This window comes from Halobellus sp. EA9 (assembly GCF_051195055.1).
Lineage (GTDB): Archaea > Halobacteriota > Halobacteria > Halobacteriales > Haloferacaceae > Haloquadratum > Haloquadratum rubicundus.
This window is the reverse complement of the sequence record NZ_JBNTJW010000007.1, coordinates 210,593-235,558: the sequence shown is the minus strand read 5'-3', so window position 1 is coordinate 235,558 and position 24,966 is coordinate 210,593. Positions and strand designations below refer to the sequence as shown.

Genomic DNA, 24,966 nt, shown 5'->3' with positions numbered 1-24,966 from the left:
CTATCTCGCTGTCTGCTTCGGTTGGTTGCACATCCTCCCAAAGCAGACACTTCCTCTAACCCGATGTGATCGACTGAGATTATCGGATACATATCCGCGACCTTGATAGTCTCGTCATCACCTTCCAGAGTCGTAACCTCAGTCTCCTCCTCGAATGCGTACTCGACATAACACATCTCACCTCGGAAGGTCTGGAAGCTGCGAGGCAACGTACCGCTCCTCAAATCTTCGCTGGACTCTAACGCCGACAGATTCTCTACGCGATTTTCGATCTTTTCGAGATCAATTCCACCGTCTCGTAATGGGAGTATCTTGTAGCTAGCCATTGTACTCACCGTTTTGACCGATTCTAAGCTGAATGAATGGTTTAACCGGATCTTTGACCTGGTAATACGCTGACCTTCCCTGCTTCTCCGACTCAACCAATCCCTCAGTCTTCAAATCCTTCAGGTGATACGACACCGTCGACTTGTCCCTGTCAATCAGGTCGACAAGCTGTGACGGTCGAATACCACCTCTATGACTGCACAGCAGCATATGCGTCAGTATCGTCAACTTAGTATCCGACAACTCGTACACAGACTCCTCCAAACCCACGAGATTCAACTTCTCAGCAGCGGTCTCTACAGAATCAACACTCCCCAACTCCAATTCATTCACAAAGGCTTCCCGCATCGACTTCAACGCCAATCGAGTGAAAACGCCGGGAATCCCACTGCTGTACTCGTGGATCTGCTTGAGGAAGGCCTCGGGGAGTTCAAACCCGTCATCGGACAAAACATCAAATACCTGTTTCACCGCCTCAACCGTCTCCTTCTCGGAGAACGGTGATAGATGAATCTCCGTCGAAGACGGAAGCACAGCTTCTACCTCCTCCACCTGATGCCTCCAGTACTCCGGAGTCCACGAGGTAATCAGTAAAGCATCATCAACGACACTAGTGATCACCTGGAGAGATTCAACAAGAGTCTCCGCATTCTCCCACTCACAGTCGTCAACGTATATGACCACCTTGTCCAGATCCCGGAGTTCATCCCTAATCTCGAAAATTCGCTCTTCCTCGCCCGTACGCTCAGAGAAGTTGTCTGCCTCGTATGATCGCTGCTCGATTTCAGGCTCGATTTGCTTCAGAAGATCAGATACTGTTTGAAGGAACTGTGTCTTCCCAATTCCCGTTACACCGATTACCGGGAGGTGATAGACGTTGCTTCTGCGAGAGAAGAATCCGATGTACTCTGCGACTTCCTCTAACTGTTCCTCGTGATTGACTGCTTTCTCCGGGTGTTCTCGGAAGTACTGTTCCAAGTACTCCGTCTCTGCCTTGTCTGAATCGATCCCGTGTTCCTGCAGCCAGGCCTCATAGTTGCTGATCTGACCTTCCTGGCCGCGCTGAAATGCTTCTTGGAACCGGTTCAGTTTGTCTTGCTCGTCATCCATTGGGTGAAACCACGCTCTGTTTCTCAAACTATACTCTATCGGCAAAACTATTAAAATCTTTGCCGGATATTGCACTAGTAGAGGAGCAGACCATTCCCAGGTCCGCGGAGGAGAGGAGACACACTATGCCAGAAAACCCGAACACGATCTACGAAACCGCAATACAGCTCAGCGAAAACGAAGACGCAGAGCTGGAACTGGCCACGCTCAAAACCAGAGACAACTTCGAGACCTACTTCACCGACGACGTAACCGACATCCGAGCAATCACATACTCAGACTCGCCAGAAACCCTGCTCAACCTTCTCCAAGAAGTAGGAACCGACGACGTCAACCTCGAAGTCGTCGTCGGAGACAATACACTCGACTACAGAAAGAAACTACGCGGGAAAGAACAACTCGCAGAAAAACTCGAACGCCTACAACGCCAAAACCGGCTCCGGATCTACCTCGCCAGCCTCAGAAGCAACGAAGTCCACTCCAAACTATACATACTACAACACCAAGACGGCTCCCGCACCAACATCCTCGGATCACCAAATCTCAGCGAACAAGGATGGGGATCCACACGACAAAAAAACGCAATAGCAGTCTTCAGAACCGACGGAAACCAGCCTCTCGACAACGTCTTCGACGCTTGGTACGAAGAACACAAAGGCTACGCCGACCGGTTTATGGAAGACCTCACAAGTCAGCTGGAAGAAGTCGATGACGAGGAACGAGAAGAAATCATACACGCGTGGGTAGACGGCCGCAGCACTTCACAGGAAGAAGAAGCCGAACTCGAACAAGAACTGACCGAACGACTGGACGAAGCAAATGTAGAAAAAGCCACTATCGTCGGTGAGTTCGAAGATCCGGATCTCACACTGGCCGTAAGCGATAATGAAAACCAGGCCGACGAAACCATCTCACAGTCACTGAACGGGTTCGACGATATCCTTTCTGAGCTGCGAGAGGAGACAAGATCTATTGATGCGTCTATCGACGGTAAAACGTTGAGAGCCTCTCCTGGTGCGATCAGCAAGCACTCGAAAGAGAAGTTTGGAGCGGCGAAGATGTGGTTCAACAACCAGGATGAGCTTATTCTCCAGACGGAGACTACCCGGCAGCTCAAACTGACTCGCGAAGTTCCCGATGACTCGGAGAAGATCGATCAGGCGCTGGAGTACTTAGAGCAGTACTTCCAGACCGTGGACAAGTTCGGCCGTACGGATCACCCTGAAGCAGTGAAGGCACAGATGTGGGAGGCAATCATCTGGTTCTTCTGGGCACCGTTCATCAACCGGTACGCAGCGGTCTACAAGGATAACGGAATCGACCTCGACAAGTACCTTCCCAGCCTGTACGTCTACGGAGAACCCGGCAGCGGCAAAGGAACACTCACCCGGTACGCCTTCCACCTACTCTCCAACGGCCACGTCACAGAACCCGAAGACGGCGACTCACTCAACAAAACCAATCTAACCGCAGTCCGAAGAGTCGACTCCGTATTCCCCGTCGTATTCGACGACATCGATCCAAACGACCTCGATATTGAAACCTATCTCAACTTCCGTCAGAAGCACTGGACCGGAGAAATAGATATTCCCGCACTCGCCTTCATCAGCAACGACAACCTGCCCCGAAGCCGGATCCAACACCGAGCGAAGATCCTCAACTTCGACATCCAGTTCAAAGACACGCATCAAACTGCGAAGTACGTAAACGATCTCACAGAACGCAGCAACCCCCTGTTCACCTGGTTCGCGGAGATCTTCAAAGACAGAGACGTCATTATGCGGAGCCAGGACGCCGATACACTCGCGGAAGCCCGGCAAGTCTTCAAAGAACTCTACGACCGAGCAGATCGAGAACTACCCAGCTACTTCCCTGAAGAGCCGGCGGAGAAAAAGTACGATATCGGGAAATGGATGTGGGAAGACGCCTACGAAAGCGACCTCGTCGAATTCCAAAGGCGGAACGGCAACCTCATCGCCAAATTCGACGACTCACTCAGCGTCTACAGCAGCGTCCGAAAATACGCCCGAACACTACCTAACGAAGCCAGAGCACAGCAAGACGGCAATCAAATCCAGATCAAGGCTGAAGAAGCCGTAGCAGACTGGTTCCCCTTCAACATCGACGAAAACAAAGGCATCATCTCGAAAATATTCTGACCTATCTCTCGGAAATTCTCCTTCTTCGGTAGCAGTTAGAGGCCGCGGAAACCTATTTAAATGTGTAGGTACAATGTACGTACAAGAGGGTTTGTGAGAATGGGCAGCACCAAAGTCAACTTCCGACTTCCGGACGACCTCGTCGAGAAGGCAGACGTCGCCGCCGAGGTCAGCCACAAGAACCGGACAGAAATCGTCAAAGAAGCACTCCAAGAGTACTTGGAGGAGATCGAGGATGACGAGGCGTTCAAAGAGGCAGTCATCGAACTCTACCTCGACGACCGGATCGGATTCGACACACTGAAAGAATTCATCGGACGGCAAGACGCCGAATCCGTGAAGGCTTCCAAAACCATTCTCGACCAAGGCGAAGAGTTGGCCGACGAACTCGCAGAACTATAGGCGAAAAGTATGATCGCTGCGGATACAAGCAGTCTAATCTCACTCGCCTCTATCGATCTCCTCGACACGCTTCTAACCGAGTTCGATGTCCACACTACTGAACTGGTGATCGAGGAACTGGAGGAAACCAGCGAGTACGACGACCGTCACGGAGACGCAGCACAGATCGTCCTCGATAACCGGGACCAGATCACCGTTCAAGACATACAGGGCGAATTCACCTCCTCCCGAGTAGACGAAGGAGAAGGAAGCTGCGCACTACTCACCAAAGAGAAAGACGCCAACTTTCTGATCACCGACGACCTCCGCGCACTACCGGAGCTCCAGACAGTCGCTGACGCCAAGGTAGCGATCTCACCGATCGTCCTCAAGGCCCTGGTACAGAGAGATGTTCTCACAGGCGAGGAAGCTAGGGAGAAGCTGGATGAACTTGCGGAGAATCGCGACTGGCTCGGCGCACCCATCTACAGAAGAGCGCAGGATCTGTTCGACTGAGTGATCTGTGCGACGGCGGTCACCTTTCTTTGGTGGTTTGTTGGAGGAGTTTGTCTTGGGTTAGGGAGGCGATGAGTAGTAGTCGTTCTTGGGCGTTCATTTCGTGGAAGGTGTTTTTGTAGCGGTTGATGGTGTCGCGCGAGACGTCGAGTTGTTCGGCGGTCTGTGTCTGGTTCATCTGAGTGATTGCGTCGATGTACTGGGTGGTGGTGCTGCGCGATAACCCGTACTTGTCGAGTATTTCGTTTACATCCATTGCGAGTTATTTGGGGTTTGGATATTTATTGGAGAACGTCATCCCCCCAGGATCTGAGACAAGGAGATATTGAGAAGGGGGAGAGAGGAGGGGGTGTTAGGAGGGTTGGTATGGTCCGTTTTGTTCTTGTTTCATACTGTGGGCGTTGTTGGGGGCGATGATGACGTGGTCGAGTAGGTCGATGCCGAGGTTTTCCAAGGTGTTGTAGAGTTGCTCGGTTCGTTCGATATCTGTCTTTGAGGGTGTGGGGTCTCCGCTGGGATGGTTGTGTACGAGGATGACGGCCCCAGCGTTGACTAAGGATGCTGTCCGGATAACGTCCGGAGCGTCGAACTGGGTTGCGCCTTGGCTTCCCAGGCTGACGAGTTTGTCTCCGATGAACCGGTTAGAGCGGGTTAGAAAAACTGCGTACAGTCGCTCCTTCACTTCGTCCTGCAGAGAACCATACCGTTCGAGGACATCGCTTTTCGTCTTGATCTGCTGGTTCTGGTCTTCGCAGATCTCGGCTTGGACCGTGATGGTTCCAAATTCGTACTTCAACCGTTGTTCACCTCTGCCGCTCTCTGGTTTTTGGCGACCTTTCTGTCGTGGTGCCGGATGATGTGGATGAGTTCCTTCTTCGCTATCTCGGTGGCATTCCCGGGTTTGAGTTCGAGTCCGTGGCTCTCTGCCAACTCCTGAAGGCTGCCACTGTGGGCGTCTTCCTCCCACTGTTTTGCGAGTTTGTAGAACCGGGTGCCGCCGATTCGTTTCACTTCGGCCAGTATTTCTTTGACCGCGACGTGCCGCTGGAGTTCTTTGCTGGTTTTGAATGTTTCACCGCATTCGCAAGTGAGTCCGTGATTGGTTCTGATCCCAAACCACCTTATCTTACTATTTGTAAGACACTTTTATATACTTAATTGACAATAAGCATATTCCGTTGCCAGCCCTGAAACCCGGTCTTCAACCAGTTCAGAACCGAGCGACCAAGGTTAGAGAATCAGTCTTGAATCAGTCCAGGCAGTGATTCACCAGCTTTGAGTCTTGGTTTTGAATCGGCTTTGAAACAGGTAACGACTAACTGTTGTCTATTGATTACCCGGCGAACAGGAGACGAAGAAGGGGGGAAGGAGGGAGAGAGAAGGGGGGAGTGTGTTTATTCGATTTTGTTGACTGCGTTGCTTTGGCGGGAGGTGCTACTGTGTTCGTATTTCTCTGTCGTTCTCTTCGACTTATGCCTACACTGCTGTGCTGCTACTGCGAGTCCTTCTTCTTCGGCGACGTAGGTTGCAGTTGAGTGTCTGATGCTGTAGGGTGTTAGGTCGCGGTTTTCGAGGTCGAGGTTGGCTTCTCGGGCGATTTTGCGGAAGACATCCCTGAACGAGTCTTTGTTGTACCGGTTGCCGTACATTGTAAGCCAGAGTGCGTCTCTGCCGTCGTACTTCTCCCGTGTCTCCCGCTCGTCGAGCCAGCGTTTGAGGATTTGGCTGGTTTCTTCTTTGAGTGCGACTATCCAGTTTTCCCGGTTCTTTGAGGATTCTTCTCGGGGGATGCGGAGCACCGAGTTGTCTGTGTCGACCCAGCCTTTGTTGCTGCGTTTGATTTCGATGGGGCGTAGGCCCGCGTCCAGTGCGACGTGGATCATTGAGGTGTATTTGAAGGAGTTGGCTTTGTTCCAGTCCTTCATTGTGACCTCGTCTTTCGGTTTTTGGAGGCGTTGTGCGAGGTGGGTTTTCCATCGGTCGCGTTCTTCGGGTGTGACGCTGTTGTAGTGGGGTACGCTTCCGTAGCTCATTGCGGCTTCGCGCAGTTTCTTCCTGTCTTCGCGTGTGAGGTAGTCGCGGGGTGTGTAGGTTGTGCTGGGGTCGCTGTATTCGATTTGGGGTTCCCACTCGGTGTCTTTGTTGCGGGCGTTTCGTTTCCATTTGAACAGGGTTTTCGCGGCTTTCTGGTAGTGATTCTTGGTCGACTCCTTCATATCCTGCCGCGCGAGGTGCTGCATCCATTGGTCGGCGTGGTCTGTGGTCAGGTCTTGGACGTACCGGCCTTTCTTGTTCCAGATGAAGCGGTAGAAGAGGTCGAGACGGTTCATCCGGTTTTTGGCGGTGCTGTGGCTGTAGCCTTGGGCTTTGTCCGGGTTTTTGCCCAGGGAGAGCATCCATTCTGCGAGTTCGCGGCGGTGCTCGCGGTATGTGACCTCCTGTTTCGGGTTTAGGTATTCCTGTGCGTCGTCGGTGACGAGCACGATCCCGTCGACCTTGTTCTCAGAGCTGTACGTCATAGTCGGCGTCCTCCTACACTAGAAGCTAGAATAGATCGCAGCCAAGTTTTAAATCGTTTGTCAAATATGATCGATACTTCTCTGTAATCGCGTGACTGCGTCGACCCGCGTCTTTTCCACCCGGGTACTCGTTCTTGCGTCGGGCTCATAGTTGAACGACAGAGAACCCTTGAAACACCCGAAAACAGCAGGAAGGAAGCCTAGGCCGGGATTTGAACCCGGGCTCTCGTCCTTACCAAGGACGCGCTTTACCGCTAAGCTACCCAGGCGCGTTCTCTCGTAGCGCGGATTCGTCTTTAGGGGTTTCGATTCGTGGCGGTGATTTCGCTCCCGGCGAAGCGCGGCACGGCGCCGCCCCGAGCCTCACGAGTCGGTCGCCGAGGAGGGGACGCGGTCGTCCGAGCCGCCGCCGACCGCCGACAGCGACGCGATGCGCTCGGCGGTCGACTCCGAGAAGGCGTCGTCGGCCGGGCGGAGCCCGTCGCCGGCGTCGCAGTCCCCGGCCAGTTCGACGGCGTACTCCAAGAGCGCGGGCGAGGGCGTCTCGCCGACGGCGGTCATCCCGGCGACGACCGCGAGGGCGAACACGTCGGCTTCGAGGTTCCGATCGAGCGCGTCGCGGTCGGCGCCGTCGCCGCGCCGGAGGGTCTGATCGCGGCCGAACGCGCGGACCACCTCGACCGCGCGGTCGGCGGCGTCGGTCCGCGCGAGGAGGTAGAACCCCCGCGAGACGAGCACGTCGGCCGCGAGGATGTCCAGATCGGCGTCGATGTCGCCCTCGATCGCCCCCGTCCAGGGCTCGTCGTGCGAGAGCGACCTGGTGAGCCGCAGCCCCTCGTAGATCAACTGGACGCCGGCGGCCCGCTCTGCGAGCCCGTCGGCGTCGGTGTCCGTTCCGCTCTCGGGTGCGCGAGCGCTCACCAGCACCAAGACGGCCGGCGTCATCGGCGCGTCGGCGAGGCGGTCGAACAGCACCTCCCGGAGCTGGTCCGGTTCGATGTCCTCGACCGCCTCGCGGGCGGCGTCGCGAACCCGCACGGCGTCGTCCATCGAAGTGTTCTAGCGACGGGAGCGGCAAAGACCTTTGGAAACCCGGCGGTTCGCCGTCGGGCGACCTGCCGGGTCGCGGCCGACCGGTGCGCCGCCCCGTCAGCCGCTCCCGATTCCCATCCCGAAGCCCGCTCCGATCCTCGGCTCCGACCCGCTTTCGAGACGCTTTTCGGACCTGAGACGAACGAGGGAGTATGTTCACCGGCATCGTCGAGACGACGGGGACCGTCGTCGAGGCGACTGACGACGAGGGCGGTCGCCGCCTGCGCATCGAACCCGACCGAGTCGGCGACGGCGACGGCGACGGGACCGCGGATGCCGAAGCCGACGCGTCCACCCCCGACTTCGCCGACCTCCACCACGGCCAGTCGATTTCGGTCAGCGGCGTCTGCCTCACGGTCGAGGACTTCCGCATCGAGCCGACGCCGCAGTTCGAGGTGTTCCTCGCGGCCGAGACCGTCGAGAAGACCTACCTCGGCGACGTCGACGCGGGCGATCGGGTGAACCTCGAACGCGCGCTCCCGGCCGAGGGGCGCTTCGACGGCCACCTCGTCCAGGGCCACGTCGACACCGTCACCGAGATCACGGGGATCGAGCGGGTCGGCGACGACTGGGTCTTCGAGTTCGACCTCCCCGAGCCGGTGGCGCGCTACGTCGTCGAGAAGGGCTCCGTCGCGCTCGACGGCATCAGCCTCACCGTCGCCGAACGGGGATCCGAGCGCTTCGGCGTCGCGATCATCCCGACGACCTACGACCTGACGACGCTCTCTACGAAGTCCGTCGGCGACCCCGTCCACGTCGAGGTCGACGTGGTCGCGAAGTACGTCGAACGGATGGTCTCGGGCTACGCCGACGCGGTCGGCCACTAGAATCCGTTATTCGAACTCGGTCAGCTCCGACTCGAAGTCGGACTCGTCGGCCCCAGGCGCGTGCGCCTCGTGGTACTTGTCGCGGTACCGCTGGATCTTCCGGAGGAGAAAGAGTCCGAAGATCCCGTCGTAGATGACCACGTAGATCAGGTACGGCGCGAGCCCCGACAGTCCGGTCAGGATGCTGATGAGGCCCGTGCCGATGCCGACGGTCGTGTTGTAGGTGCCGTGGACGAGCGCCGCCAGCAGGATCCCCTTCACGACGATCGGCCCTCGATTTCCGGGGTTGTACTTGGCGAGCCCGAGGTAGTAGCCCGCGATCGCGGAGTAGATGACGTGGCCCGGCCCTGCGAGCGCGCGGACCGCGGTGATCCCGCCGCCGACGCCGATCAGTCCGAGGCCGAGATCGAGCCCCTGATCCGGCACCTGTCGGGTGATGTAGAGCGCGTTCTCGATGACCGCGAACCCGAGCCCGGCCATCGCGCCGTAGACGGCCCCGTCGAGGACGGCGTCGAAGCGGTCGTCGGTGTAGGCGTAGAGCCGCACGGCGAGGAGCTTCACGCTCTCTTCGACGGGGCCGACGACGAGGTAGAAGAACAGCGCCGTGCCCAGGAAGCCGAGCACCTGGAAGTAGGGCTTGAGGGCGCTGTTGAGGATGGCCGCGAAGTTCGCCGTCAGCACGCCGAGCAGGAACGTCGCCACCAGCAGCGACAGCGGTTCGCTCGACGTCACGTCCGTCGAGTAGACGTACGCGGCCAGCCCGATCGCGGGGATCGCCGACAGCGCGGTGAGAAAGCCGATCTCCGGGTCGGTCAGGGCGGCAAGGCCGCCGATCCCGAGCAGGAGCAAGAAGGCGACGAGGACGACCGCGACCCGCGCGGAGCCGGCCGCGACCCGCCAGATGATCGCGGCCGCCCGGTCGATCCGGGTCCGCACCTCCCAGGTCGCCACGTCGTAGAGGTCGAGCGAGCCGTCCGACGCCTCTTCGATCGGATCCCGTCGGTCTTGCATCGTGGTCGGATTCAGTATCCCTCTACCTAACACCTTCGGCGGTCGTACGCCGGGGCGACCCTCGGCCGCGACGAGTGGGATTAAACCGTCGCCCGCACGTAGCCGGAGCCACGATGCACTTCGACCAACGGACGCAGGCGGCGCTCCGCGAGGTCGGCCTCTCACGCGAGGAGATCCGAGAGGCCTCCGACCTCGTCAGCGAGGCCGTCGACCGCGACGCCGACCGACTCTGTGAGTTCTTCGAGACCGACGTCGTCCACTCGGATATGGACAGGGCCCACAGCGCGGACGAGATCCACGAACACGACGTCTCCTTCCTCGATCTGTTCACCCACGGGAGCGACCTCCGCGGCTACCTCCGCTTCGACTCCTGGGGCGTGCCGGTCGAGGGCGGGCGGGTCCTCTCGGAGGACGTCGTCGAACTCACGCTCGGACCCACGGTCGACGGCCGCGTGCGGTTCGCCCGCGACGAGGACGCGCTGTGACCAGGGACGACGCGGGAGGCGACGTCGGGGCGGACGAACACGCCGGGAGCGACCCGCCGCGCGTCCGCGTTCGCGGCATCTACACCACCGCCGTCACGCGGCTGCTCCTCGACGCCGGCCACGAGGTCGTCCAGGCGTCCGAGCCGATCCGCGAGCGCTTCGACGCCGACTTCGGCGACGAGGCCCACGACGTCGCGGTCGCGACGACGGACGACCGCCAGGGCGTCGGAATCCGGGGCGACCCCGACGCGGTCGGGGCCGTCGCCGCCGAGCTCGGCTCGGTCGGCCGCGACGCCCTCGCCTGGTCGGATCCGACGCCGCCCGGCGCGGTGTTCGACGCCGACGTGACCGAAACGCTCGCCTCCGGGGCGGTCTTGGACCTCGGCGAGAGCGAGGGGTTCCTCCCGTACGGCGAGACCGACGACTACGTCGACGCGGGCGATTCGATCCGCGTGCAGGTGCGCGAGAGCGCGCCGCCGTGGGCCGACCGCCGGGCGACGCTCGGCACCGACGTCCACGCCGAGGCGGGGCTCGCGACGCTCGTCCGCGGCGGCGACGGGATCACGGTCGACACGCGCGACGACGCGGCCGGGCGCGAGCTCGCGGGGATGACGGAGTTCCTCGACACCTCCGTCCCCGACGGCTGGGGCCTGCGGTGGTCCCACGCCGCCACCCGCGCCGAGATGGACGCGCTTGAGGCGTCGCTCTCGCGGGCCGTCGACCGCGCGGAGCGGCTGGACGCCGTGCTCGGCGGCGCCAACGAGGCGGACTCCGAGACGCCGGCGGACGCCCTCGTCGCGCCCGCCGCCGGCCGCTGGCTCTGGTTCGGCCGCGAGTCCCGCTTCGCGCTCGACGACGCCCGCCGCGCGGTCGAGACGACGATGCCCGGCCACCACCGCACCAAGGCCGGCAGCGAGGCCGCGAGCGCCGGCGTCGACCTCGCGGAGGCGCTCTGCGGGCGCGGGATCGGCGGCGGTTCGGACGACGGGACCGATTTCCCCTTCGCGACCGTCGCCCGGCAGTTCGGCCCCGTCGCGGGCGACCGCGTCGAGATCGTCCACGGCAAGCCCGACGGCCGGGCGTTCTCGCTCGGCCGCGGCGAGGTCACCGACTGGGACGGCGACGGCACCGTCGCGGTCGAGCGCACCCTCGAAAGCAGCGGCACCTACGACGCGCTCGGGACCTCGCGCGAGCCCGGCGACACGGCGCTGACGAAGTTCCGCGAGGGCCGCTGGTGGTACCCGACGGTCTACCGCGGCGAGGACGGGGCATCGAAGGGGACCTACGTGAACGTCTGCACGCCCGTGGAGTGCTTCCCCGACGCGGTCCGGTACGTCGACCTCCACGTCGACGTGGTCAAGCGCCCCGACGGGACGGTCGAGCGCGTCGACGACGACGAACTCGACGCCGCGGTCGCGTCGGGGACCGTCTCCGAGCCGCTCGCGGGGAAGGCCCGAGCGGTCGCGACGAGCCTCGAACGCGCGCTCTCGGACTGACGGGGAAACCGCGGCTCACAGCGTCGCTCCCGGGGAGCGAGGGATCCCGCGTAGAACGCCGCACGAGGCGAGAACAGCAACTTTATCAGTCGCTCGCGGCGAATTGCACCCAAGATTACTCTCTAGGAGGTCAATGGTGACACAACAAACACAACAACCGGAGGTGAACATCGGACTCGTCGGGCACGTCGACCACGGGAAGACGACGCTCGTGCAGGCGCTGTCCGGCTCGTGGACGGACCAGCACTCCGAGGAGATGAAGCGCGGTATCTCCATCCGCCTCGGCTACGCGGACGCCACGTTCCGGACGGTTCCCGGCGTCGACGCGCCGGAGTGCTACACGGTCGAAGAGACCGGCCCCGACGGCGAGGAGACGGAGGTACTCAGAACGGTCTCGTTCGTCGACGCGCCGGGCCACGAGACGCTGATGGCGACGATGCTCTCGGGCGCGGCGATCATGGACGGCGCCGTCCTCGTCGTGAGCGCGACCGAGGACGTCCCGCAGGCCCAGACCGAAGAGCACCTGATGGCGCTGGACATCATCGGCATCGATAACATCGTCATCGCGCAGAACAAGATCGACCTCGTCGACCGCGAGCGCGCCGTCGAGTCCTACGAGCAGATTCAGGAGTTCGTCTCCGGGACCGTCGCCGAGGACGCGCCGATCGTCCCCGTCAGCGCACAGCAGGAAGTGAACATCGACCTCCTGATCGACGCGATCGAGCGGGAGATCCCGACGCCCGAGCGCGACGAGACCGAGGACCCGCGGCTCTTCGCGGCCCGCTCGTTCGACATCAACCGCCCCGGAACGACGTGGGAGGACCTCTCCGGCGGCGTCGTCGGCGGCTCCGTCGTGCAGGGCAAGCTCTCGGTCGACGAGGAGCTCGAACTCCGCCCCGGCCGCGAGGTCGAGGAGGGCGGCTCCTCGGAGTGGCAGCCGATCGAGACCGAGATCCGCTCGCTGCAGGCCGGCGGCCAGTCGGTCGAGGAGGTCCGCCCCGGCGGCCTCTGCGGCATCGGCACGGGCCTCGACCCGAGCCTCACGAAGGGCGACGCCCTCGCCGGACAGGTCGCGGGCGAGCCCGGGACGCTACCGCCCACGCGCGAGCAGTTCACGATGGACGTCGAACTGCTCGACCGCATCGTCGGCGAGGACGAGGGGAGCGTCGAGGAGATCTCGACGGGCGAGCCGCTGATGCTCACCGTCGGGACCGCCACGACCGTCGGCTCGGTCACGAGCGCCCGCTCGGACGAGGCCGAGGTGGCGCTGAAGCGCCCCGTCTGCGCCGAGTCGGGCGCGAAGATCGCGATCAACCGACGCGTCGGCGCGCGCTGGCGGCTCATCGGCGTCGGGACGCTCCAGTGAGCGGCCAGACGGCGGGTCGCGTCGGCGACGCACGATAGCGCACGATAGCAGACACAGGAGATGACGACGGTGATACTCGACACGAACGCGCTGATGATGCCGGTCGAACTCGACGTTCGCGTCTTCGACGAGCTCGACCGCCTCGTCGGCGCCGACGCCGACCTGGCCGTTCCCCGCTCGGTCGTCGCCGAGCTAGAGACGCTCGCCGAATCCGGGAACGGGACGGAGGCGACGGCCGCGAGCGTCGGTCGGGACCTCGTCTCGCGGTGCCGGATCGTCGAGACCGGGCAGTCGTACGCCGACGACGCCGTCGTCGAACTCGCCGAGGCGGAAGGCGACTACGCGCTCACCAACGACAGGCCGCTCCGCGACCGGTTGCTCGAACGCGGCGTTCGCGTAATCGGTTTAAGGGGGCGAAACACATTGGAGATAACAGAACCATAACGTATGTACAAACGGGTACGACTCACAGACACAGTCGAGGTGCCGCCAGAGCACCTCGCGGACGTGACGCCGCAGCGGGTCAAACGGCTCCTGCAGGACAAGCTCGAAGGACGGATGGACGAAGACGTCGGCAGCGTCGTCAGCGTGGTCGACGTCCACGACATCGGCGAGGGGACGGTGCTCCCCGGCCGCGCCGGCGTCTACTACGAGGCGGAGTTCGACGCGATCACCTTCGACCCCTCGATGCAGGAGGTCGTCGACGGCGAGGTCGTCGAGGTCGTCGAGTTCGGCGCCTTCGTCGGCATCGGGCCGGTCGACGGGCTGCTCCACGTCTCGCAGATCTCCGACGAGTACCTCGCCTACGACGGCGAGAACCAACAGCTCGCCTCCACCGAGTCGAACCGCACGCTCGGCGTCGGCGACTCGGTCCGGGTCCGCGTCGTGACAAAGAGCATCGACGAGCGCAACCCCCGCGACTCGAAGATCGGCCTCACCGCCAAGCAGCCCGGCCTCGGCAAGCACGGCTGGCTGGAGGCGGACCGCCAGGCCAACACGGCGACGACCGGCGCGGAGGGCGAATAGATGGCGGAGTCCCGTCTCGCCTGCCGGGAGTGCCACTACATCAACCACGCCGACGCGCAGGCGTGTGAGAACTGCGGGTCGAGCAGCCTCACCGAGGACTGGGCGGGTTACGTCGTCATCACGCACCCCGAGCGCTCGGAGATCGCCGAGGAGATGAACGTCAACGAGCCCGGCGGCTACGCGCTGAAGGTCCGCTGAGACACGGATGCTCTCGCTGCCCGCGAGCCTGCGGAGCTCGTTCAAGGAGCCGTTCGGCCCCGTCTACGAGGACGCCGAGCGGCTGCTCTCCGAATCCGGACGCCCCATCGTCGCCGTCGGCGACGTCGTCACCTACCACCTCCGGGAGGCCGGCCACGTCCCCGCGGTCGCGCTGGTCGACGGCCGGACCGAGCGCGAGGAAGTCGACGCCGAGATCCGGGACGCCCTCGCCGACCCCGAGCACCGGCGCGAGGTCGCCAACGAACCGGGCACGCTCTCGGAGGCGCTCCTCGCCGCGCTGGCCGACGCGGTCGCCGACCCCGAGCCCGTCACCATCGTCGTCGACGGGGAGGAGGACCTCGCGACGCTCCCGGCGGTGCTCGTCGCCCCCGAGGGCGCGACGGTCGTCTACGGCCAGCCCGGCGAGGGGATGGTCGCCGTCGCGGTCACGTCCGAGGCGAAAGCCGAGATGCGGTCGCTCCTCGCCGAGATGGACGGCGACGTCGACGGCGCGCTCGCGGCGCTCGGCCTCGCCGAGTGAGTCCCGGCCCCCTCGGAGTCGAAGCCGATACGACCGTCCGTTTCCGACGTCTCAGCCGATTTCGCGCCCGAGTCGGGCCTTCGAAATCCTTTTACTCCTTTCGGCTGGATGGTAGAACAACTGAACCATGGAAATCGACATTATCTCCGAGGACGGGAACCCGATGTTGCATCGGTCCGACGTCCGGTTCGAGATCGTTCACGAAGAGGCGACGCCGTCGCGGCTCTCGGTCCGCGACAGCCTCGCAGCGAAGCTGAACAAGGACTCCGACGAGGTCGTCATCCACGAGCTCGACACGAAGTTCGGGATGCGGAAGACCGTCGGCTACGCGAAGGTCTACGAGTCGCCGGACTTCGCCCGCGACATCGAGCAGGACTACATGCTCGACCGGAACAAGATCGAGGCGGACGAGGGCGCCGACGCCGAGGCCGAAGAGGCCTGAGTCGGCCGTAGCGAACGCTCTTTTCGATGCGCGTCGTCGGGATCGAAGGCACCGCCTGGGCCGCCAGCGCCGCGCTTTACGACACCGAGACCGAGGCGGTCGTCATCGAATCCGACGCCTACCAGCCCGAGAGCGGCGGGATCCACCCCCGAGAGGCCGCCGAGCATATGGGCTCGGCGATTCCCGAGGTCGTCTCGGCGATCCTCGATCACGCCGACGAGACGAGCGACGGTCCGGGTCTCGATATCGACGCCGTCGCGTTCTCGCGCGGCCCGGGACTGGGGCCGTGCCTCCGCGTCGTCGGCACCGCGGCGCGGTCGCTGGCTGGCACGCTGTCGGTCCCGCTCGTCGGCGTCAACCATATGGTGGCGCACCTGGAGATCGGACGCCACCAGTCCGGCTTCGACTCGCCCGTGTGTCTGAACGCCTCGGGCGCGAACGCCCATCTCCTGGGATACCACGACGGCCGCTACCGGATCCTCGGCGAGACGATGGACACCGGCGTCGGCAACGCGATCGATAAATTCACCAGACACCTGGGCTGGTCCCACCCCGGCGGACCCAAGGTGGAACGTCGCGCCGCCGACGGCGAGTACTACGATCTCCCGTACGTGGTGAAGGGGATGGACTTCTCCTTCTCGGGGATTATGTCCGCCGCGAAGGACGCGGTCGACGAGGGCGTCCCCGTCGAGGACGTCTGCGCCGGCCTCCAGGAGACGATCTTCGCGATGCTCACCGAGGTCGCAGAGCGGGCGCTGTCGCTCACCGGGACCGACGAGCTCGTCCTCGGCGGCGGTGTGGGACAGAACCGCCGGCTCCGCGAGATGCTCGAATCGATGTGCGAGCAGCGCGGGGCGGACTTCTACGCGCCCGATCCGCGGTTCCTCCGCGACAACGCGGGGATGATCGCCGTGCTCGGCGCGAAGATGTACGCCGCGGGCGACACGCTCTCAATCCCCGACTCGTCGGTCGACCCGGACTTCCGGCCGGACGAGGTGCCGGTGACCTGGCGCAGCGACGCGGAGTCGATCGTCCGCGACCCAGCGGTGGCCGGAACCATCCGCGGTGCGGAGGCGGTCGTCACGATCGAGGCGGACCGCGTGGTGAAAGAGCGCGTGCCGAAGGCGTACCGACACCCGGCGCTGGACGACCGGCTCCGGGCTGAACGGACACGCGCGGAGGCGCGGCTCACGAGCGCCGCGCGGCGCGCCGGCGTCCCCACGCCAGTCGTCTACGACGTCGATCCGGCCGAGGGAACGCTCGTCTTCCAGCGCGTCGGCGACGACGACCTGGCGGCGGCGCTCACCGCCGATCGCTGCCGCGACGTCGGGCGGCACCTCGCGACGATCCACGGCGCGGGGTTCGTCCACGGCGACCCGACGACCCGGAACGTCCGCGTCGGCGACGCGCGGACGTACCTGATCGACTTCGGCCTCGGCTACCACACGGGCCACGTCGAGGACCACGCGATGGACCTCCACGTCTTCGAGCAGAGCGTCGCGGGCACCGGCGCCGACCCGGCGCCGCTGCTGGAGGCGTTCGAGGCCGGCTACGCCGCGGTCGGCGACGACGCCGTCCGACAGCGACTCCGCGACGTCGAGGGCCGCGGTCGGTACCAGTAGCTCCTGCGGGCGTTTCGAGCTCGTGTTGTGGCAAACAGTCGGCACGGTCGCTCTCGTCGTTCCCCGCGTCGCTGTGCCGAACGACCGCTGACGACGCGGGGGCGTCGGTCAGATCACACGGCCGCTGGCCGCCCGTTCGTATATAAACGCTCGCGCCGGGCGACCGCCAGACCGTATTCGGATGCCAAAACGATTTATTACCGCCCGGCGTACCCGTCGGTATGGCAGACAAACCGAAACAGGGCGAGATTCTCGGGATCCCGTACAACTTCGAGCGGCCGTCGATCGGCCGACTCCTCTCGTCGTACTGGCAGCCGGGCGAGGGGATGCTCGTGAAGAAGCCGTTCGGCATCGGCTACACCCTCAACCTCGCGAACTGGCGGTCGTGGATCGCCCTCGTCGTCGTCGGGGCGCTCCTCTGGCAGGAACAGCAGTCCGGCGGGAGCGCCGAGACCGAAGACGACGAGGACGAGGGACCGGTCGAGGTCATCGTCGACTGATTTTCGGTACCTTCGACCCGCTCTGCGTTACCGGAGCACCGAATCGGAGCGCGAACCGACGGGACTTTCTCCCGACGCCGGCCAGTACAGGCGAATGCTCCGCTACGTCACGACCAACTCCGGCAAGGTGCGGGAGGCGCGCGAGTACCTGGACGCGGTCGAGCAACTGAACTACGACTACACCGAGATCCAGGCCGCGGAACTGGGCCCGATCGCCGCCCGGGGCGCCCGCGAGGCGTACCGCCACGCCGGCGAGATGGTCCTCGTCGACGACGCCGGCCTGTTCGTCGAGGGCTTCGACGGCTTTCCTGGCCCGTACTCGGCCTTCGTCGAGCACACGCTGGGGATCGAGACCGTCCAGCGGCTCGTCGCACGCGAGATCGACGCCCCGCGCCGGGCGTCGTTCCGCTGCGTGCTGGCGTACTGCGACGGCGACGCCTTCGACGCGACCCCCGACCCCGTCGACCGCGAGGACCGCGCGGCGGCCGCGGCCGTCGGGGCCGACGATGACGCGGACGACGCCGACGACCCCCTCCCGGTGAAGCTGTTCACCGGATCCGTCCGGGGACGGATCGTCGAACCGCGCGGCGACGGCGGCTTCGGCTACGACCCCATCTTCGAGCACGACGGGACGACCTTCGCCGAGATGAGCGCCGAGGCGAAGAACGCCGTCTCCCACCGCGGCCGCGCCTTCGCGAAGTTCGCGTCCTGGTACCAGGAGCGGTAGCCGTCCGACCGCGACGGACCGGCGGCCGTATTTTGAGAAAATATCAAATTCGATTTTCGAACGCGAACATTAATATCGTCTACCGATTCTCGCCTCTTCGCGTTATCGGAAACTGAAAACGGATCGTGGTCTTATAGATGCCCGTCGGCATCGACTTCGTATGCTCCTCGAATCGTACGAACGGCTCCTGTGGGGGACGATGGACGTCCTCGGCGTCTCCCGGTCGGTCGCTCGGAAGATGCTCACCGCCGTCGGGATCCAGTTCGGCATCTCGATCGCCCAGGCCGGCCTGCCGCTCGTCACGAGCGGCGGGACCCAGACGCTCTTGTCCCTGGGCCTCCTGTTTGCGGCGCTCGTAGCGTTTCTGAACACCGTGTTGGTCGTCCGCCGGGACGTCGTCGAGCCGATCGACGCGCTCTCGACGTCGGCCGCCGCGGTCGCCGCCGGCGACCTCTCGACGCCGCCGCCCGAGACCGACGGCGACGACGAGGTGGCACAGCTCGTCGACGACTTCGCCGATATGCACGACCACCTCCGGTTGGTCTCCGCCCAGGCGACGGCGATGGCCGACCGGGACTTCGACGATCCGGTCCTCGACGAGCGGCTCCCGGGCGCGTTCGGCGATTCGCTCGGCCGGATGGCAACGGACCTGACGACTCACACGCGGGCGCTCCAGCGGCTCGTCGACGCCTTCGCCGAGGCTACAGAGCGCGCTCGGAAGGGCGACCTCACGGTGCTGATGCCCGCCGAGGAACTGGCCGAAGAGGACGACCGCTACGGCGAGGTCGCCCGCTCGTACAACGAGTTCGTCCGGACGCTCTCGGAGACGATCGCGGACGTCCAAGCGTTCGCCGACCAGGTCGCCGCGATGAGCGACGAGGCCCAGCGGCACGTCGAGCGCGCGACCGAGTCGAGCGAGGCGGTCGCGGCCGCGGTCGACGAGATCGAGGCCGGCGCCGACGAGCAGGCCGACCACCTCGGGACCGTCGCCTCCGAGCTCTCGACCCTCTCGGCGACGGTCGAGGAGATCGCCGCCTCCGCCGACGAGGTCGCGGGCTCGGCCGAGCGCGCCGCCGAGCGCGGCCGCGCGGGCCGGGACGTCGCGACGAGCGCGATGGACGAACTCGACACGGTCGAGACCCAGATCGAGGAGACGGCCGCGGCCGTCGAGGAGCTCGCCGCCCAGATCGAGGAGATCGACGAGATCGCGGCGTTCATCGACGAGATCGGCTCCCAGACCAATCTGCTGGCGATCAACGCCTCGATCGAGGCGGCCCACGCCGGCGACGCGGGCGACGGCTTCGGCGTCGTCGCCCAGGAGGTCAAGGATCTGGCCGAGGAGACCCGCGACTCGGCCGAGGAGGTCTCGACGCTCATCGAGGAGGTCACCGCCCGCTCCGAGCAGACGCTCGCGACCGTGCGCGAGACCGACCAGCAGGTCAAATCAAGCGTCGATACGGTCTCGGAGGCGATCGCGGAGTTCGAGTCCATCGTCGACGACATCGAGGGGATCGACGCCTCCATCCGCGAGGTGAGCGACGCCACAGACCAGCAGGCCCAGTCCGCACAGGACGTCTCCGCGCGCGTCGACGAGGTCGCGAACATCGCCGAGGAGACCACGGCGCAGACGGCCGCCGCGGTCGACGACGCCGCCGAGCAGTCCGAGTCGCTCCACGAACTCGACGACCAGGCCGCGACGCTTTCCGACCGGGCGAACGGCCTCGACGGCCTCGTCGGGGCCTTCGAGGTCCTCGAAGAGCACCGCACGGACGCGGCCGACTCCCTCGGCGGCTTCGAGTTCGGCGACGGCGACGGGATCGCCGCGCCGGCGTCCGCCGACGACTGATCTCGGAGGGACCGTTCCGCGCTCTTTCGAGTCCCAGTCTATACCCTTATCCGTCCGCCGGGCGAACGCGGTGATATGAAGATAGTGCCGGACACGAGCGCGGTCGTCGACGGTCGCGTGTCCGAGCGGGTCGAGTCGGGCGAGGGCGGGACTGTGTTGGTCCCCGAGGCCGTCGTCGGCGAACTCGAGTCGCAGGCCAACGACGGCTTCGACACCGGCTGGGCCGGGCTCGAAGAGCTCCAGCGCCTCGCCGGGCTCGCGGACGACGGCGACGTCACCGTCCGCTACGTCGGCCGGCGGACCAAGCCGAGCGAGGCCACCGGCGCCCACGAGGGCGACGTCGACGCGCTCATCCGAGAGGTCGCAGAGGACGAGGACGCGACGCTCCTGACGAGCGACGTCGTCCAGTCGGAGGTCGCGAAGGCGAAGGGCCTCGACGTCGAGTACGTCGAGCCGCGCGTCCGCGGCTCCGGCGGCCTCGTCATCGAGGAGTTCTTCGACGAGCAGACGATGTCGGTCCACCTCAAGACGGGCACCAGACCGAAGGCCAAGCGCGGCGCCATCGGCGAGATGTCCTACCAGACCATCCGCGACGAGGTCACAGACGAAGCTCAGATGAAGGAGTGGGCCGACGACATCGAGGAGACCGCCCGCACGAGCTCCGAGGGCTTCCTCGAACTCTCCGAGCCGGGGATGAGCATCGTCCAGTTCCGCGATTACCGCATCGCGGTCGCGCGGCCGCCCTTTGCCGACGGCATCGAGATCACGGCGGTCCGCCCGATCGTCAAGACCGACCTCGACGACTACGAGTTCGCCGACGAGCTCCGGGACCGACTGAAGGAACGCCAGCGCGGCGTCCTCATCTCGGGGTCGCCCGGTGCCGGGAAGTCCACCTTCGCCCAGGCGGTCGCGGAGTTCCTCACCGACGCCGACTACGCGGTGAAGACGATGGAAAAGCCCCGCGACCTCCAGGTCGGCCCCGACGTCACCCAGTACACCGCGCTCGGCGGCGATATGGAAAAGACCGCCGACTCCCTTCTCCTGGTCCGCCCGGACTACACCATCTACGACGAGGTCCGGAAGACGAAGGACTTCGGCGTCTTCGCGGACATGCGGCTGGCGGGCGTCGGGATGGTCGGCGTCGTCCACGCCACCCGCGCGATCGACGCCCTCCAGCGGCTGGTCGGCCGCGTCGAACTCGGGATGATCCCGCAGGTCGTCGACACCGTGGTCTACATCGAGGACGGCCGCGTCGACACCGTCTACGACGTCACGACCGAGGTGAAAGTCCCCGAGGGCCTCACCGCCGAGGACCTCGCGCGGCCGGTCATCCAGGTCGCGGACTTCGAGACCGGAAAGCCGGAGTACGAGATCTACACCTTCAACCGCCAGGTCATCACCGTCCCGCTCGGCGACGACGAGGGGGCGAGCGAGACGGGCGTCGACCGCCTGGCTCGCCAGGAGATCGAACGCGAGATCCGCTCGATCGCCCGGGGGCACGTCGACGTCGAACTCAAGAGTCAGAACGAGGCCGTCGTCTACGTCGAGGAGGACGACATCTCTTACGTGATCGGCAAGGGCGGCGGGCGGATCTCCGACGTCGAGGACCGCCTGGGGATCGACATCGACGTCCGGACCCACGACGAGAAGCCCTCTCGCGGGGGTGCCGGTGGTGCCGGAGGGGCTGGCGCCGGCGCGGGTGCCGGCGGCTCGGGCGGCGACGACGGGATCGTCGTCACGCCCGAGGTCACCTCCCGGCACGTCGTCATCCGGATGGACGAACACGTCGGCGAGACGGTCGAGATCCGCGCCGACGGCGAGTACCTCTTCACCGCGACGGTGGGCCGCGGCGGCGACATCCAGGTCTCGCGCGGCAGCGCCATCGCCGACGAACTGGAGCAGGCGATCGACCGGAAGGAGCGGATCACGGTCCACCCGGCCTGAATCGGTCGTTCGCCCCGGCCGTCCGCCACGGATCGCCCGCCGAACCGGACGATTCTTCCCCCGAGGCCGACCTACGCACCCGTATGGACTCGGACACGCCGCCGGCGGAGGTGCTCGACGAGCTCTTCGCGACGATCCAAGACCGGAAGGAGACGCTCCCCGAGGGCTCCTACACGGCCTCGCTTTTCACCCACGAGAAGGGGCAAAACGCCGTCTTAGAGAAGCTCGGCGAGGAGACGACAGAGACGATCCTGGCGGCGAAGGACGGCGACGACGAGGAGCTGCTGGCCGAGAGCGCCGACCTCGTCTACCACCTGCTCGTCCTGCTCGCGATGGAGGACCGCGACCTCGACGACCTCCGCGTGGAGCTCCGCGATCGGTTCTGATTCTACCGGAACGAGACCCCGAGGTCGCCGAGGCCGTCGTTCTCGCGGGCGACGTTGACGAGGAGCGGCGTCAGCGACTCCACCTCCGGGGCGTTCGCGAGCCCGCCGGCGTCGAGCGCGCGGAGGCCGTCGATGTCCTCTGCGAGGCCCGCCACGCGCGACTTCGCGTCCGCGTCGTCGCCGATCACCAGCGTGTCAACGCCCAGTTCTGCGTCGAGGTCGGCGAGGCGGCCGGCCGCGAGGCTGTGGAAGGCGCCGACGACGGGGACGCCGTCGGGCGCGGCGTCGGCGACGAGGGCGGTCACGCTGCCGGCGCTCGGCGGGTGGTAGTGGAAGCCGTCGTCGTCGCGCTTCATCCCCGCGGCGGGCGTCACGAGGACGTCGCCGTCGTCGAGGCTCCCTTCGATCGACTCGACCGTGTCGGCGACGTGGTACGGCGGCACACAGAGGACGACGACCTCGGCGCGGTCGGCCGCCATCGCGTTCTCGAAGCCCGTGATCTTCCGCTCGCGGCCGTGGTCGGCGACCGCGCGTTCGTACCTGTCGGCCGCGTCGTGCGCGTCGTCGGGGTCGCGGGAGCCGACCACGACGTCGTGGTCGGAGTGGTAGGCCCACCGGAGCGCCAGCCCCTCGCCGACGTCGCCGGTCCCGCCGAGCAGTGCGATTCGCATACCGAGGGGTCGGCGGCGACCCGCTAAAGGATTGGGTGTGCGGGGACGCCTACCGGTGTCGGAAGCCCCTCATACTGTCGGACACACCTGTTTCAAGATATTCGCCGCCCCGGACGGCGAAATTCTTCACAGACTTGTGTCCGACAGCATCAACTCCGCGCTCGCGACCGCGACACCGTGGGCGCGTACACGAGCAGGAGCCCAAGCAGCGGAGCGACGATCAGCGTCCCGACGAGCACGACCGTTCGGATCGACGCCTCCGGAGGTAGAAGCCACCACACGCCCAGTCCGAGCGCGTCGACCGCGAGGACGACGGAGACGAACCGGAGGAAGTGGTGGGCGACGCCGCGTTCGAATCCGCCGTCGCTCCCCGCGGCGCTCGCTCCGTCCGCCTCGGGTCCGTCGGGTCGGTCTCCGCCGCTCGCGTCTTCCCCGCTCACGCGGCGCCCTCCCCGCGTTCGCCCCAGCGCTTCGGATTCAGGCGCTCGCCCCACATCGCCGCGAGCCACGCGGCGCCGAAGGCGACGGCGGCGCCCGCGAACCCGCCGAAGCCGAGCGCGCCGAACGCGACCCGCAGCGCGAGCGCGACGACGAAGAAGGCGAGATACCGGGCGGTCTGGTCGCCGACGACCGCGTCGCGGGGGATCGACCCGAGCGCAAAGCGCGCGGCGAGCACGCTGACGACGGCGAAGACCACGAGGGCGACGCCGGCCGCCACCGCCCCGGTCGGGTCGGGGACGACGAGCAGGGTCCCGAAGACCGCGACGACGGCGGCGAAGACGACCGCCCAGGCGAGCCGTTCGAGTCGGAGCGCGTCCATCGTCGGACCGTCGGCCACCGGGAAGATAAGCCTACTCGTCGCGTGCGGTGGCCCCTTTCGGCGTCGGCGTCGGTGTCGGCCTCACTCTCCGAACAACAGATCCGGGAGGCCGTTCACGGAGTCGACCACGGCCGCGGCGCCGGCGGCCTCGAACGCCTCCCGGCCGGACTCGCCCGTCAGCCCGCCGGTGAGGACGCCGATCCCGTGGTACGTCCGGTCGGGGTCCGCCTCGGCGGCGTTGACGGCGGTCTTCACGTCGTCGAGGGTGTCGCCGGCGAACGCGACCGCGTCGGCGCCGAAGCGCGCCGCGAGCGTCGTCAGCGCGTTCGGGTGCGGCTTTCCTTCCTCCCAGTCGTCCATCGTGAAGCGGTGGTCCGCGGGGACCGAGAGCCCGGCGCGCTCCAGGGCGATGTCGGCCTCGGCGGCCGGCCGGCCCGTAAGGACGCCCACCTCGGCTCGCTCGCCGAGTCGGTCGAGCGTCTCACGCTCGACGAGCACCGGCTCGTCGTGGATGTAGCCCGCGGTCTCGACCGGCGGCTCGCCGCCTTCGAGCTCGCGATAGAGGTCCGCGCCGAGGTAGAGCGCCTGGAAGACGTCCCGGAGGCCCTCGCGGTCCCACTCGGCGCGGACGGCCTCCCACGCCTCGCCGTCGAGGTGCGCCTCGGCGACGGACTCGGCGGCGTCGAGGCCGCCGCCTGCGGCCTCGATCCGGTCGGCGAAGGCGTCGAGGTCGAGGGGGCGCCGCTCGTCGACGAGGACGTACAGCGCCGCCGCGTAGGTCACGTCCCAGTCGTTGTTGAAGCCGCCGGCGTCCTTGAAGAACTGGACGTCCTCGCGGTCGATCGTCTTTCCATACCCCCGCTCGACGGACTCGACGATCGCGCGCCGGTAGGAGTCGGCGACGTCGACGAGGACGCCGTCGATGTCGAGGACGACCGCGTCTGCGTGCATACC

Annotated in this window: 30 protein-coding genes and 1 tRNA gene; 18 read left to right on the top strand and 13 right to left on the bottom strand. The window is 65.1% G+C overall.

The annotated features are described in order from the left end of the window. A partial coding sequence (locus ACQUQ0_RS11295; protein WP_435185107.1) for a hypothetical protein occupies positions 1-326 on the bottom strand: 326 nt, incomplete at its 3' end. Continuing rightward, a complete protein-coding gene (locus tag ACQUQ0_RS11290) occupies positions 319-1,437 on the bottom strand; it encodes an ArsR family transcriptional regulator (RefSeq protein ID WP_435185106.1) in 1,119 nt (372 codons plus the stop codon). The genes ACQUQ0_RS11295 and ACQUQ0_RS11290, both read right to left, overlap by 8 nt. A 125-nt stretch (positions 1,438-1,562) precedes the next feature. Here ACQUQ0_RS11290 and ACQUQ0_RS11285 point away from each other — a divergent pair, with 125 nt between their 5' ends. From ACQUQ0_RS11285 to ACQUQ0_RS11275, 3 genes are all read left to right on the top strand, one after another. Continuing rightward, on the top strand, positions 1,563-3,596 hold the full coding sequence (locus tag ACQUQ0_RS11285) for a phospholipase D-like domain-containing protein (RefSeq protein WP_435185105.1): 2,034 nt from the start codon (positions 1,563-1,565) through the stop codon (positions 3,594-3,596). Between the two features lie 99 nt (positions 3,597-3,695). Further along, positions 3,696-3,998 (top strand): ribbon-helix-helix protein, CopG family, encoded by a 303-nt coding sequence (locus tag ACQUQ0_RS11280; RefSeq protein ID WP_435185113.1) that lies wholly within the window; start codon positions 3,696-3,698, stop codon positions 3,996-3,998. Between the two features lie 9 nt (positions 3,999-4,007). After that, complete coding sequence (locus ACQUQ0_RS11275) at positions 4,008-4,493, top strand: hypothetical protein (RefSeq protein ID WP_435185104.1); 486 nt, start codon at positions 4,008-4,010, stop codon at positions 4,491-4,493. 19 nt (positions 4,494-4,512) lie between these two features. Here the strand turns inward: ACQUQ0_RS11275 and ACQUQ0_RS11270 are convergent, their stop codons facing one another. From ACQUQ0_RS11270 to ACQUQ0_RS11245, 6 genes are all read right to left on the bottom strand, one after another. After that, positions 4,513-4,749 (bottom strand): hypothetical protein, encoded by a 237-nt coding sequence (locus ACQUQ0_RS11270; protein ID WP_435185103.1) that lies wholly within the window; start codon positions 4,747-4,749, stop codon positions 4,513-4,515. Positions 4,750-4,845: 96 nt separating this feature from the next. Next, positions 4,846-5,289: a JAB domain-containing protein gene (locus ACQUQ0_RS11265; protein ID WP_435185102.1), complete on the bottom strand. Its 444-nt coding sequence runs from the start codon at positions 5,287-5,289 to the stop codon at positions 4,846-4,848. After that, a complete protein-coding gene (locus tag ACQUQ0_RS11260; RefSeq protein ID WP_435185101.1) occupies positions 5,286-5,504 on the bottom strand; it encodes a hypothetical protein in 219 nt (72 codons plus the stop codon). The genes ACQUQ0_RS11265 and ACQUQ0_RS11260 overlap by 4 nt, the downstream gene beginning before the upstream one ends. A gap of 383 nt (positions 5,505-5,887) precedes the next feature. Continuing rightward, positions 5,888-7,012 carry a tyrosine-type recombinase/integrase gene (locus ACQUQ0_RS11255; RefSeq protein ID WP_435185100.1) on the bottom strand — a complete coding sequence of 375 codons (1,125 nt, stop codon included), beginning with the start codon at positions 7,010-7,012 and terminating at the stop codon, positions 5,888-5,890. 197 nt (positions 7,013-7,209) lie between these two features. Continuing rightward, positions 7,210-7,281: transfer RNA gene (locus tag ACQUQ0_RS11250), tRNA-Thr, on the bottom strand. Positions 7,282-7,375: 94 nt separating this feature from the next. Continuing rightward, complete coding sequence (locus tag ACQUQ0_RS11245) at positions 7,376-8,062, bottom strand: DUF7114 family protein (RefSeq protein WP_435185099.1); 687 nt, start codon at positions 8,060-8,062, stop codon at positions 7,376-7,378. Between the two features lie 194 nt (positions 8,063-8,256). Here ACQUQ0_RS11245 and ACQUQ0_RS11240 point away from each other — a divergent pair, with 194 nt between their 5' ends. After that, entirely contained in the window at positions 8,257-8,931 is a 675-nt protein-coding gene (locus ACQUQ0_RS11240) for a riboflavin synthase (RefSeq protein ID WP_435185098.1), read from the top strand. 6 nt (positions 8,932-8,937) lie between these two features. On the opposite strand, the gene ACQUQ0_RS11235 is transcribed toward ACQUQ0_RS11240, so the two are convergent. Further along, on the bottom strand, positions 8,938-9,942 hold the full coding sequence (locus tag ACQUQ0_RS11235) for a PrsW family intramembrane metalloprotease (RefSeq protein ID WP_435185097.1): 1,005 nt from the start codon (positions 9,940-9,942) through the stop codon (positions 8,938-8,940). Between the two features lie 113 nt (positions 9,943-10,055). Here ACQUQ0_RS11235 and ACQUQ0_RS11230 point away from each other — a divergent pair, with 113 nt between their 5' ends. From ACQUQ0_RS11230 to hisE, 14 genes are all read left to right on the top strand, one after another. Beyond that, positions 10,056-10,427 (top strand): DUF7532 family protein, encoded by a 372-nt coding sequence (locus ACQUQ0_RS11230; RefSeq protein ID WP_435185096.1) that lies wholly within the window; start codon positions 10,056-10,058, stop codon positions 10,425-10,427. Then, positions 10,424-11,923, top strand: a complete 1,500-nt coding sequence (locus tag ACQUQ0_RS11225; RefSeq protein WP_435185095.1) for a DUF402 domain-containing protein — start codon at positions 10,424-10,426, stop codon at positions 11,921-11,923. The genes ACQUQ0_RS11230 and ACQUQ0_RS11225 overlap by 4 nt, the downstream gene beginning before the upstream one ends. A gap of 136 nt (positions 11,924-12,059) precedes the next feature. After that, a complete protein-coding gene (locus ACQUQ0_RS11220; protein WP_372387345.1) occupies positions 12,060-13,289 on the top strand; it encodes a translation initiation factor IF-2 subunit gamma in 1,230 nt (409 codons plus the stop codon). Between the two features lie 60 nt (positions 13,290-13,349). Then, positions 13,350-13,733 carry a PIN domain-containing protein gene (locus ACQUQ0_RS11215; protein WP_435185094.1) on the top strand — a complete coding sequence of 128 codons (384 nt, stop codon included), beginning with the start codon at positions 13,350-13,352 and terminating at the stop codon, positions 13,731-13,733. A gap of 3 nt (positions 13,734-13,736) precedes the next feature. Continuing rightward, entirely contained in the window at positions 13,737-14,315 is a 579-nt protein-coding gene (locus ACQUQ0_RS11210) for a DNA-directed RNA polymerase (protein WP_435185093.1), read from the top strand. Next, on the top strand, positions 14,316-14,513 hold the full coding sequence (gene spt4 / locus ACQUQ0_RS11205) for a transcription elongation factor subunit Spt4 (protein WP_372387350.1): 198 nt from the start codon (positions 14,316-14,318) through the stop codon (positions 14,511-14,513). A gap of 7 nt (positions 14,514-14,520) precedes the next feature. Next, positions 14,521-15,054, top strand: a complete 534-nt coding sequence (locus tag ACQUQ0_RS11200) for a GTP-dependent dephospho-CoA kinase family protein (protein ID WP_435185092.1) — start codon at positions 14,521-14,523, stop codon at positions 15,052-15,054. A gap of 127 nt (positions 15,055-15,181) precedes the next feature. Further along, positions 15,182-15,496 carry a 30S ribosomal protein S24e gene (locus tag ACQUQ0_RS11195; protein ID WP_435185091.1) on the top strand — a complete coding sequence of 105 codons (315 nt, stop codon included), beginning with the start codon at positions 15,182-15,184 and terminating at the stop codon, positions 15,494-15,496. Between the two features lie 26 nt (positions 15,497-15,522). Continuing rightward, positions 15,523-17,118 carry a bifunctional N(6)-L-threonylcarbamoyladenine synthase/serine/threonine protein kinase gene (locus tag ACQUQ0_RS11190; RefSeq protein ID WP_435185090.1) on the top strand — a complete coding sequence of 532 codons (1,596 nt, stop codon included), beginning with the start codon at positions 15,523-15,525 and terminating at the stop codon, positions 17,116-17,118. Positions 17,119-17,339: 221 nt separating this feature from the next. Beyond that, positions 17,340-17,618: a DUF5808 domain-containing protein gene (locus tag ACQUQ0_RS11185; RefSeq protein ID WP_372387358.1), complete on the top strand. Its 279-nt coding sequence runs from the start codon at positions 17,340-17,342 to the stop codon at positions 17,616-17,618. 94 nt (positions 17,619-17,712) lie between these two features. Beyond that, the gene (locus ACQUQ0_RS11180; protein ID WP_435185089.1) at positions 17,713-18,345 is read left to right on the top strand and encodes a non-canonical purine NTP pyrophosphatase; all 633 of its coding nucleotides are present in this window, start codon (positions 17,713-17,715) and stop codon (positions 18,343-18,345) included. Between the two features lie 160 nt (positions 18,346-18,505). Further along, on the top strand, positions 18,506-20,191 hold the full coding sequence (locus ACQUQ0_RS11175; protein WP_435185088.1) for a methyl-accepting chemotaxis protein: 1,686 nt from the start codon (positions 18,506-18,508) through the stop codon (positions 20,189-20,191). A gap of 75 nt (positions 20,192-20,266) precedes the next feature. Continuing rightward, positions 20,267-22,135 carry a PINc/VapC family ATPase gene (locus tag ACQUQ0_RS11170; protein WP_435185087.1) on the top strand — a complete coding sequence of 623 codons (1,869 nt, stop codon included), beginning with the start codon at positions 20,267-20,269 and terminating at the stop codon, positions 22,133-22,135. 83 nt (positions 22,136-22,218) lie between these two features. Then, the gene (hisE, locus tag ACQUQ0_RS11165; RefSeq protein WP_435185086.1) at positions 22,219-22,521 is read left to right on the top strand and encodes a phosphoribosyl-ATP diphosphatase; all 303 of its coding nucleotides are present in this window, start codon (positions 22,219-22,221) and stop codon (positions 22,519-22,521) included. Between the two features lie 2 nt (positions 22,522-22,523). Here hisE and npdG read toward each other — a convergent pair whose 3' ends face one another. The 4 genes from npdG to ACQUQ0_RS11145 form a co-directional block, all read right to left on the bottom strand. Continuing rightward, positions 22,524-23,192: an NADPH-dependent F420 reductase gene (gene npdG, locus ACQUQ0_RS11160; RefSeq protein ID WP_435185085.1), complete on the bottom strand. Its 669-nt coding sequence runs from the start codon at positions 23,190-23,192 to the stop codon at positions 22,524-22,526. 149 nt (positions 23,193-23,341) lie between these two features. Beyond that, on the bottom strand, positions 23,342-23,632 hold the full coding sequence (locus ACQUQ0_RS11155; protein ID WP_435185084.1) for a DUF7534 family protein: 291 nt from the start codon (positions 23,630-23,632) through the stop codon (positions 23,342-23,344). Beyond that, positions 23,629-24,012: a hypothetical protein gene (locus ACQUQ0_RS11150; protein WP_435185083.1), complete on the bottom strand. Its 384-nt coding sequence runs from the start codon at positions 24,010-24,012 to the stop codon at positions 23,629-23,631. The genes ACQUQ0_RS11155 and ACQUQ0_RS11150 overlap by 4 nt, the downstream gene beginning before the upstream one ends. A gap of 81 nt (positions 24,013-24,093) precedes the next feature. Further along, complete coding sequence (locus ACQUQ0_RS11145) at positions 24,094-24,963, bottom strand: TIGR01548 family HAD-type hydrolase (RefSeq protein ID WP_435185082.1); 870 nt, start codon at positions 24,961-24,963, stop codon at positions 24,094-24,096. Positions 24,964-24,966 lie beyond the last annotated feature (3 nt).

Coding starts and splice junctions, on each gene's coding strand:
- ACQUQ0_RS11145 (WP_435185082.1), bottom strand. CDS start 24,963: ATGCACGCAGACGCGGTCGTCCTCGACATCGACGGCGTCCTCGTCGAC.
- ACQUQ0_RS11240 (WP_435185098.1), top strand. CDS start 8,257: ATGTTCACCGGCATCGTCGAGACGACGGGGACCGTCGTCGAGGCGACT.
- ACQUQ0_RS11285 (WP_435185105.1), top strand. CDS start 1,563: ATGCCAGAAAACCCGAACACGATCTACGAAACCGCAATACAGCTCAGC.
- ACQUQ0_RS11230 (WP_435185096.1), top strand. CDS start 10,056: ATGCACTTCGACCAACGGACGCAGGCGGCGCTCCGCGAGGTCGGCCTC.
- ACQUQ0_RS11270 (WP_435185103.1), bottom strand. CDS start 4,749: ATGGATGTAAACGAAATACTCGACAAGTACGGGTTATCGCGCAGCACC.
- ACQUQ0_RS11180 (WP_435185089.1), top strand. CDS start 17,713: ATGCTCCGCTACGTCACGACCAACTCCGGCAAGGTGCGGGAGGCGCGC.
- ACQUQ0_RS11245 (WP_435185099.1), bottom strand. CDS start 8,062: ATGGACGACGCCGTGCGGGTTCGCGACGCCGCCCGCGAGGCGGTCGAG.
- ACQUQ0_RS11190 (WP_435185090.1), top strand. CDS start 15,523: ATGCGCGTCGTCGGGATCGAAGGCACCGCCTGGGCCGCCAGCGCCGCG.
- ACQUQ0_RS11195 (WP_435185091.1), top strand. CDS start 15,182: ATGGAAATCGACATTATCTCCGAGGACGGGAACCCGATGTTGCATCGG.
- ACQUQ0_RS11215 (WP_435185094.1), top strand. CDS start 13,350: ATGACGACGGTGATACTCGACACGAACGCGCTGATGATGCCGGTCGAA.
- ACQUQ0_RS11235 (WP_435185097.1), bottom strand. CDS start 9,942: ATGCAAGACCGACGGGATCCGATCGAAGAGGCGTCGGACGGCTCGCTC.
- ACQUQ0_RS11210 (WP_435185093.1), top strand. CDS start 13,737: ATGTACAAACGGGTACGACTCACAGACACAGTCGAGGTGCCGCCAGAG.
- ACQUQ0_RS11275 (WP_435185104.1), top strand. CDS start 4,008: ATGATCGCTGCGGATACAAGCAGTCTAATCTCACTCGCCTCTATCGAT.
- npdG (WP_435185085.1), bottom strand. CDS start 23,192: ATGCGAATCGCACTGCTCGGCGGGACCGGCGACGTCGGCGAGGGGCTG.
- ACQUQ0_RS11175 (WP_435185088.1), top strand. CDS start 18,506: ATGCTCCTCGAATCGTACGAACGGCTCCTGTGGGGGACGATGGACGTC.
- ACQUQ0_RS11255 (WP_435185100.1), bottom strand. CDS start 7,012: ATGACGTACAGCTCTGAGAACAAGGTCGACGGGATCGTGCTCGTCACC.
- ACQUQ0_RS11185 (WP_372387358.1), top strand. CDS start 17,340: ATGGCAGACAAACCGAAACAGGGCGAGATTCTCGGGATCCCGTACAAC.
- ACQUQ0_RS11150 (WP_435185083.1), bottom strand. CDS start 24,012: ATGGACGCGCTCCGACTCGAACGGCTCGCCTGGGCGGTCGTCTTCGCC.
- ACQUQ0_RS11200 (WP_435185092.1), top strand. CDS start 14,521: ATGCTCTCGCTGCCCGCGAGCCTGCGGAGCTCGTTCAAGGAGCCGTTC.
- hisE (WP_435185086.1), top strand. CDS start 22,219: ATGGACTCGGACACGCCGCCGGCGGAGGTGCTCGACGAGCTCTTCGCG.
- ACQUQ0_RS11170 (WP_435185087.1), top strand. CDS start 20,267: ATGAAGATAGTGCCGGACACGAGCGCGGTCGTCGACGGTCGCGTGTCC.
- spt4 (WP_372387350.1), top strand. CDS start 14,316: ATGGCGGAGTCCCGTCTCGCCTGCCGGGAGTGCCACTACATCAACCAC.
- ACQUQ0_RS11280 (WP_435185113.1), top strand. CDS start 3,696: ATGGGCAGCACCAAAGTCAACTTCCGACTTCCGGACGACCTCGTCGAG.
- ACQUQ0_RS11290 (WP_435185106.1), bottom strand. CDS start 1,437: ATGGATGACGAGCAAGACAAACTGAACCGGTTCCAAGAAGCATTTCAG.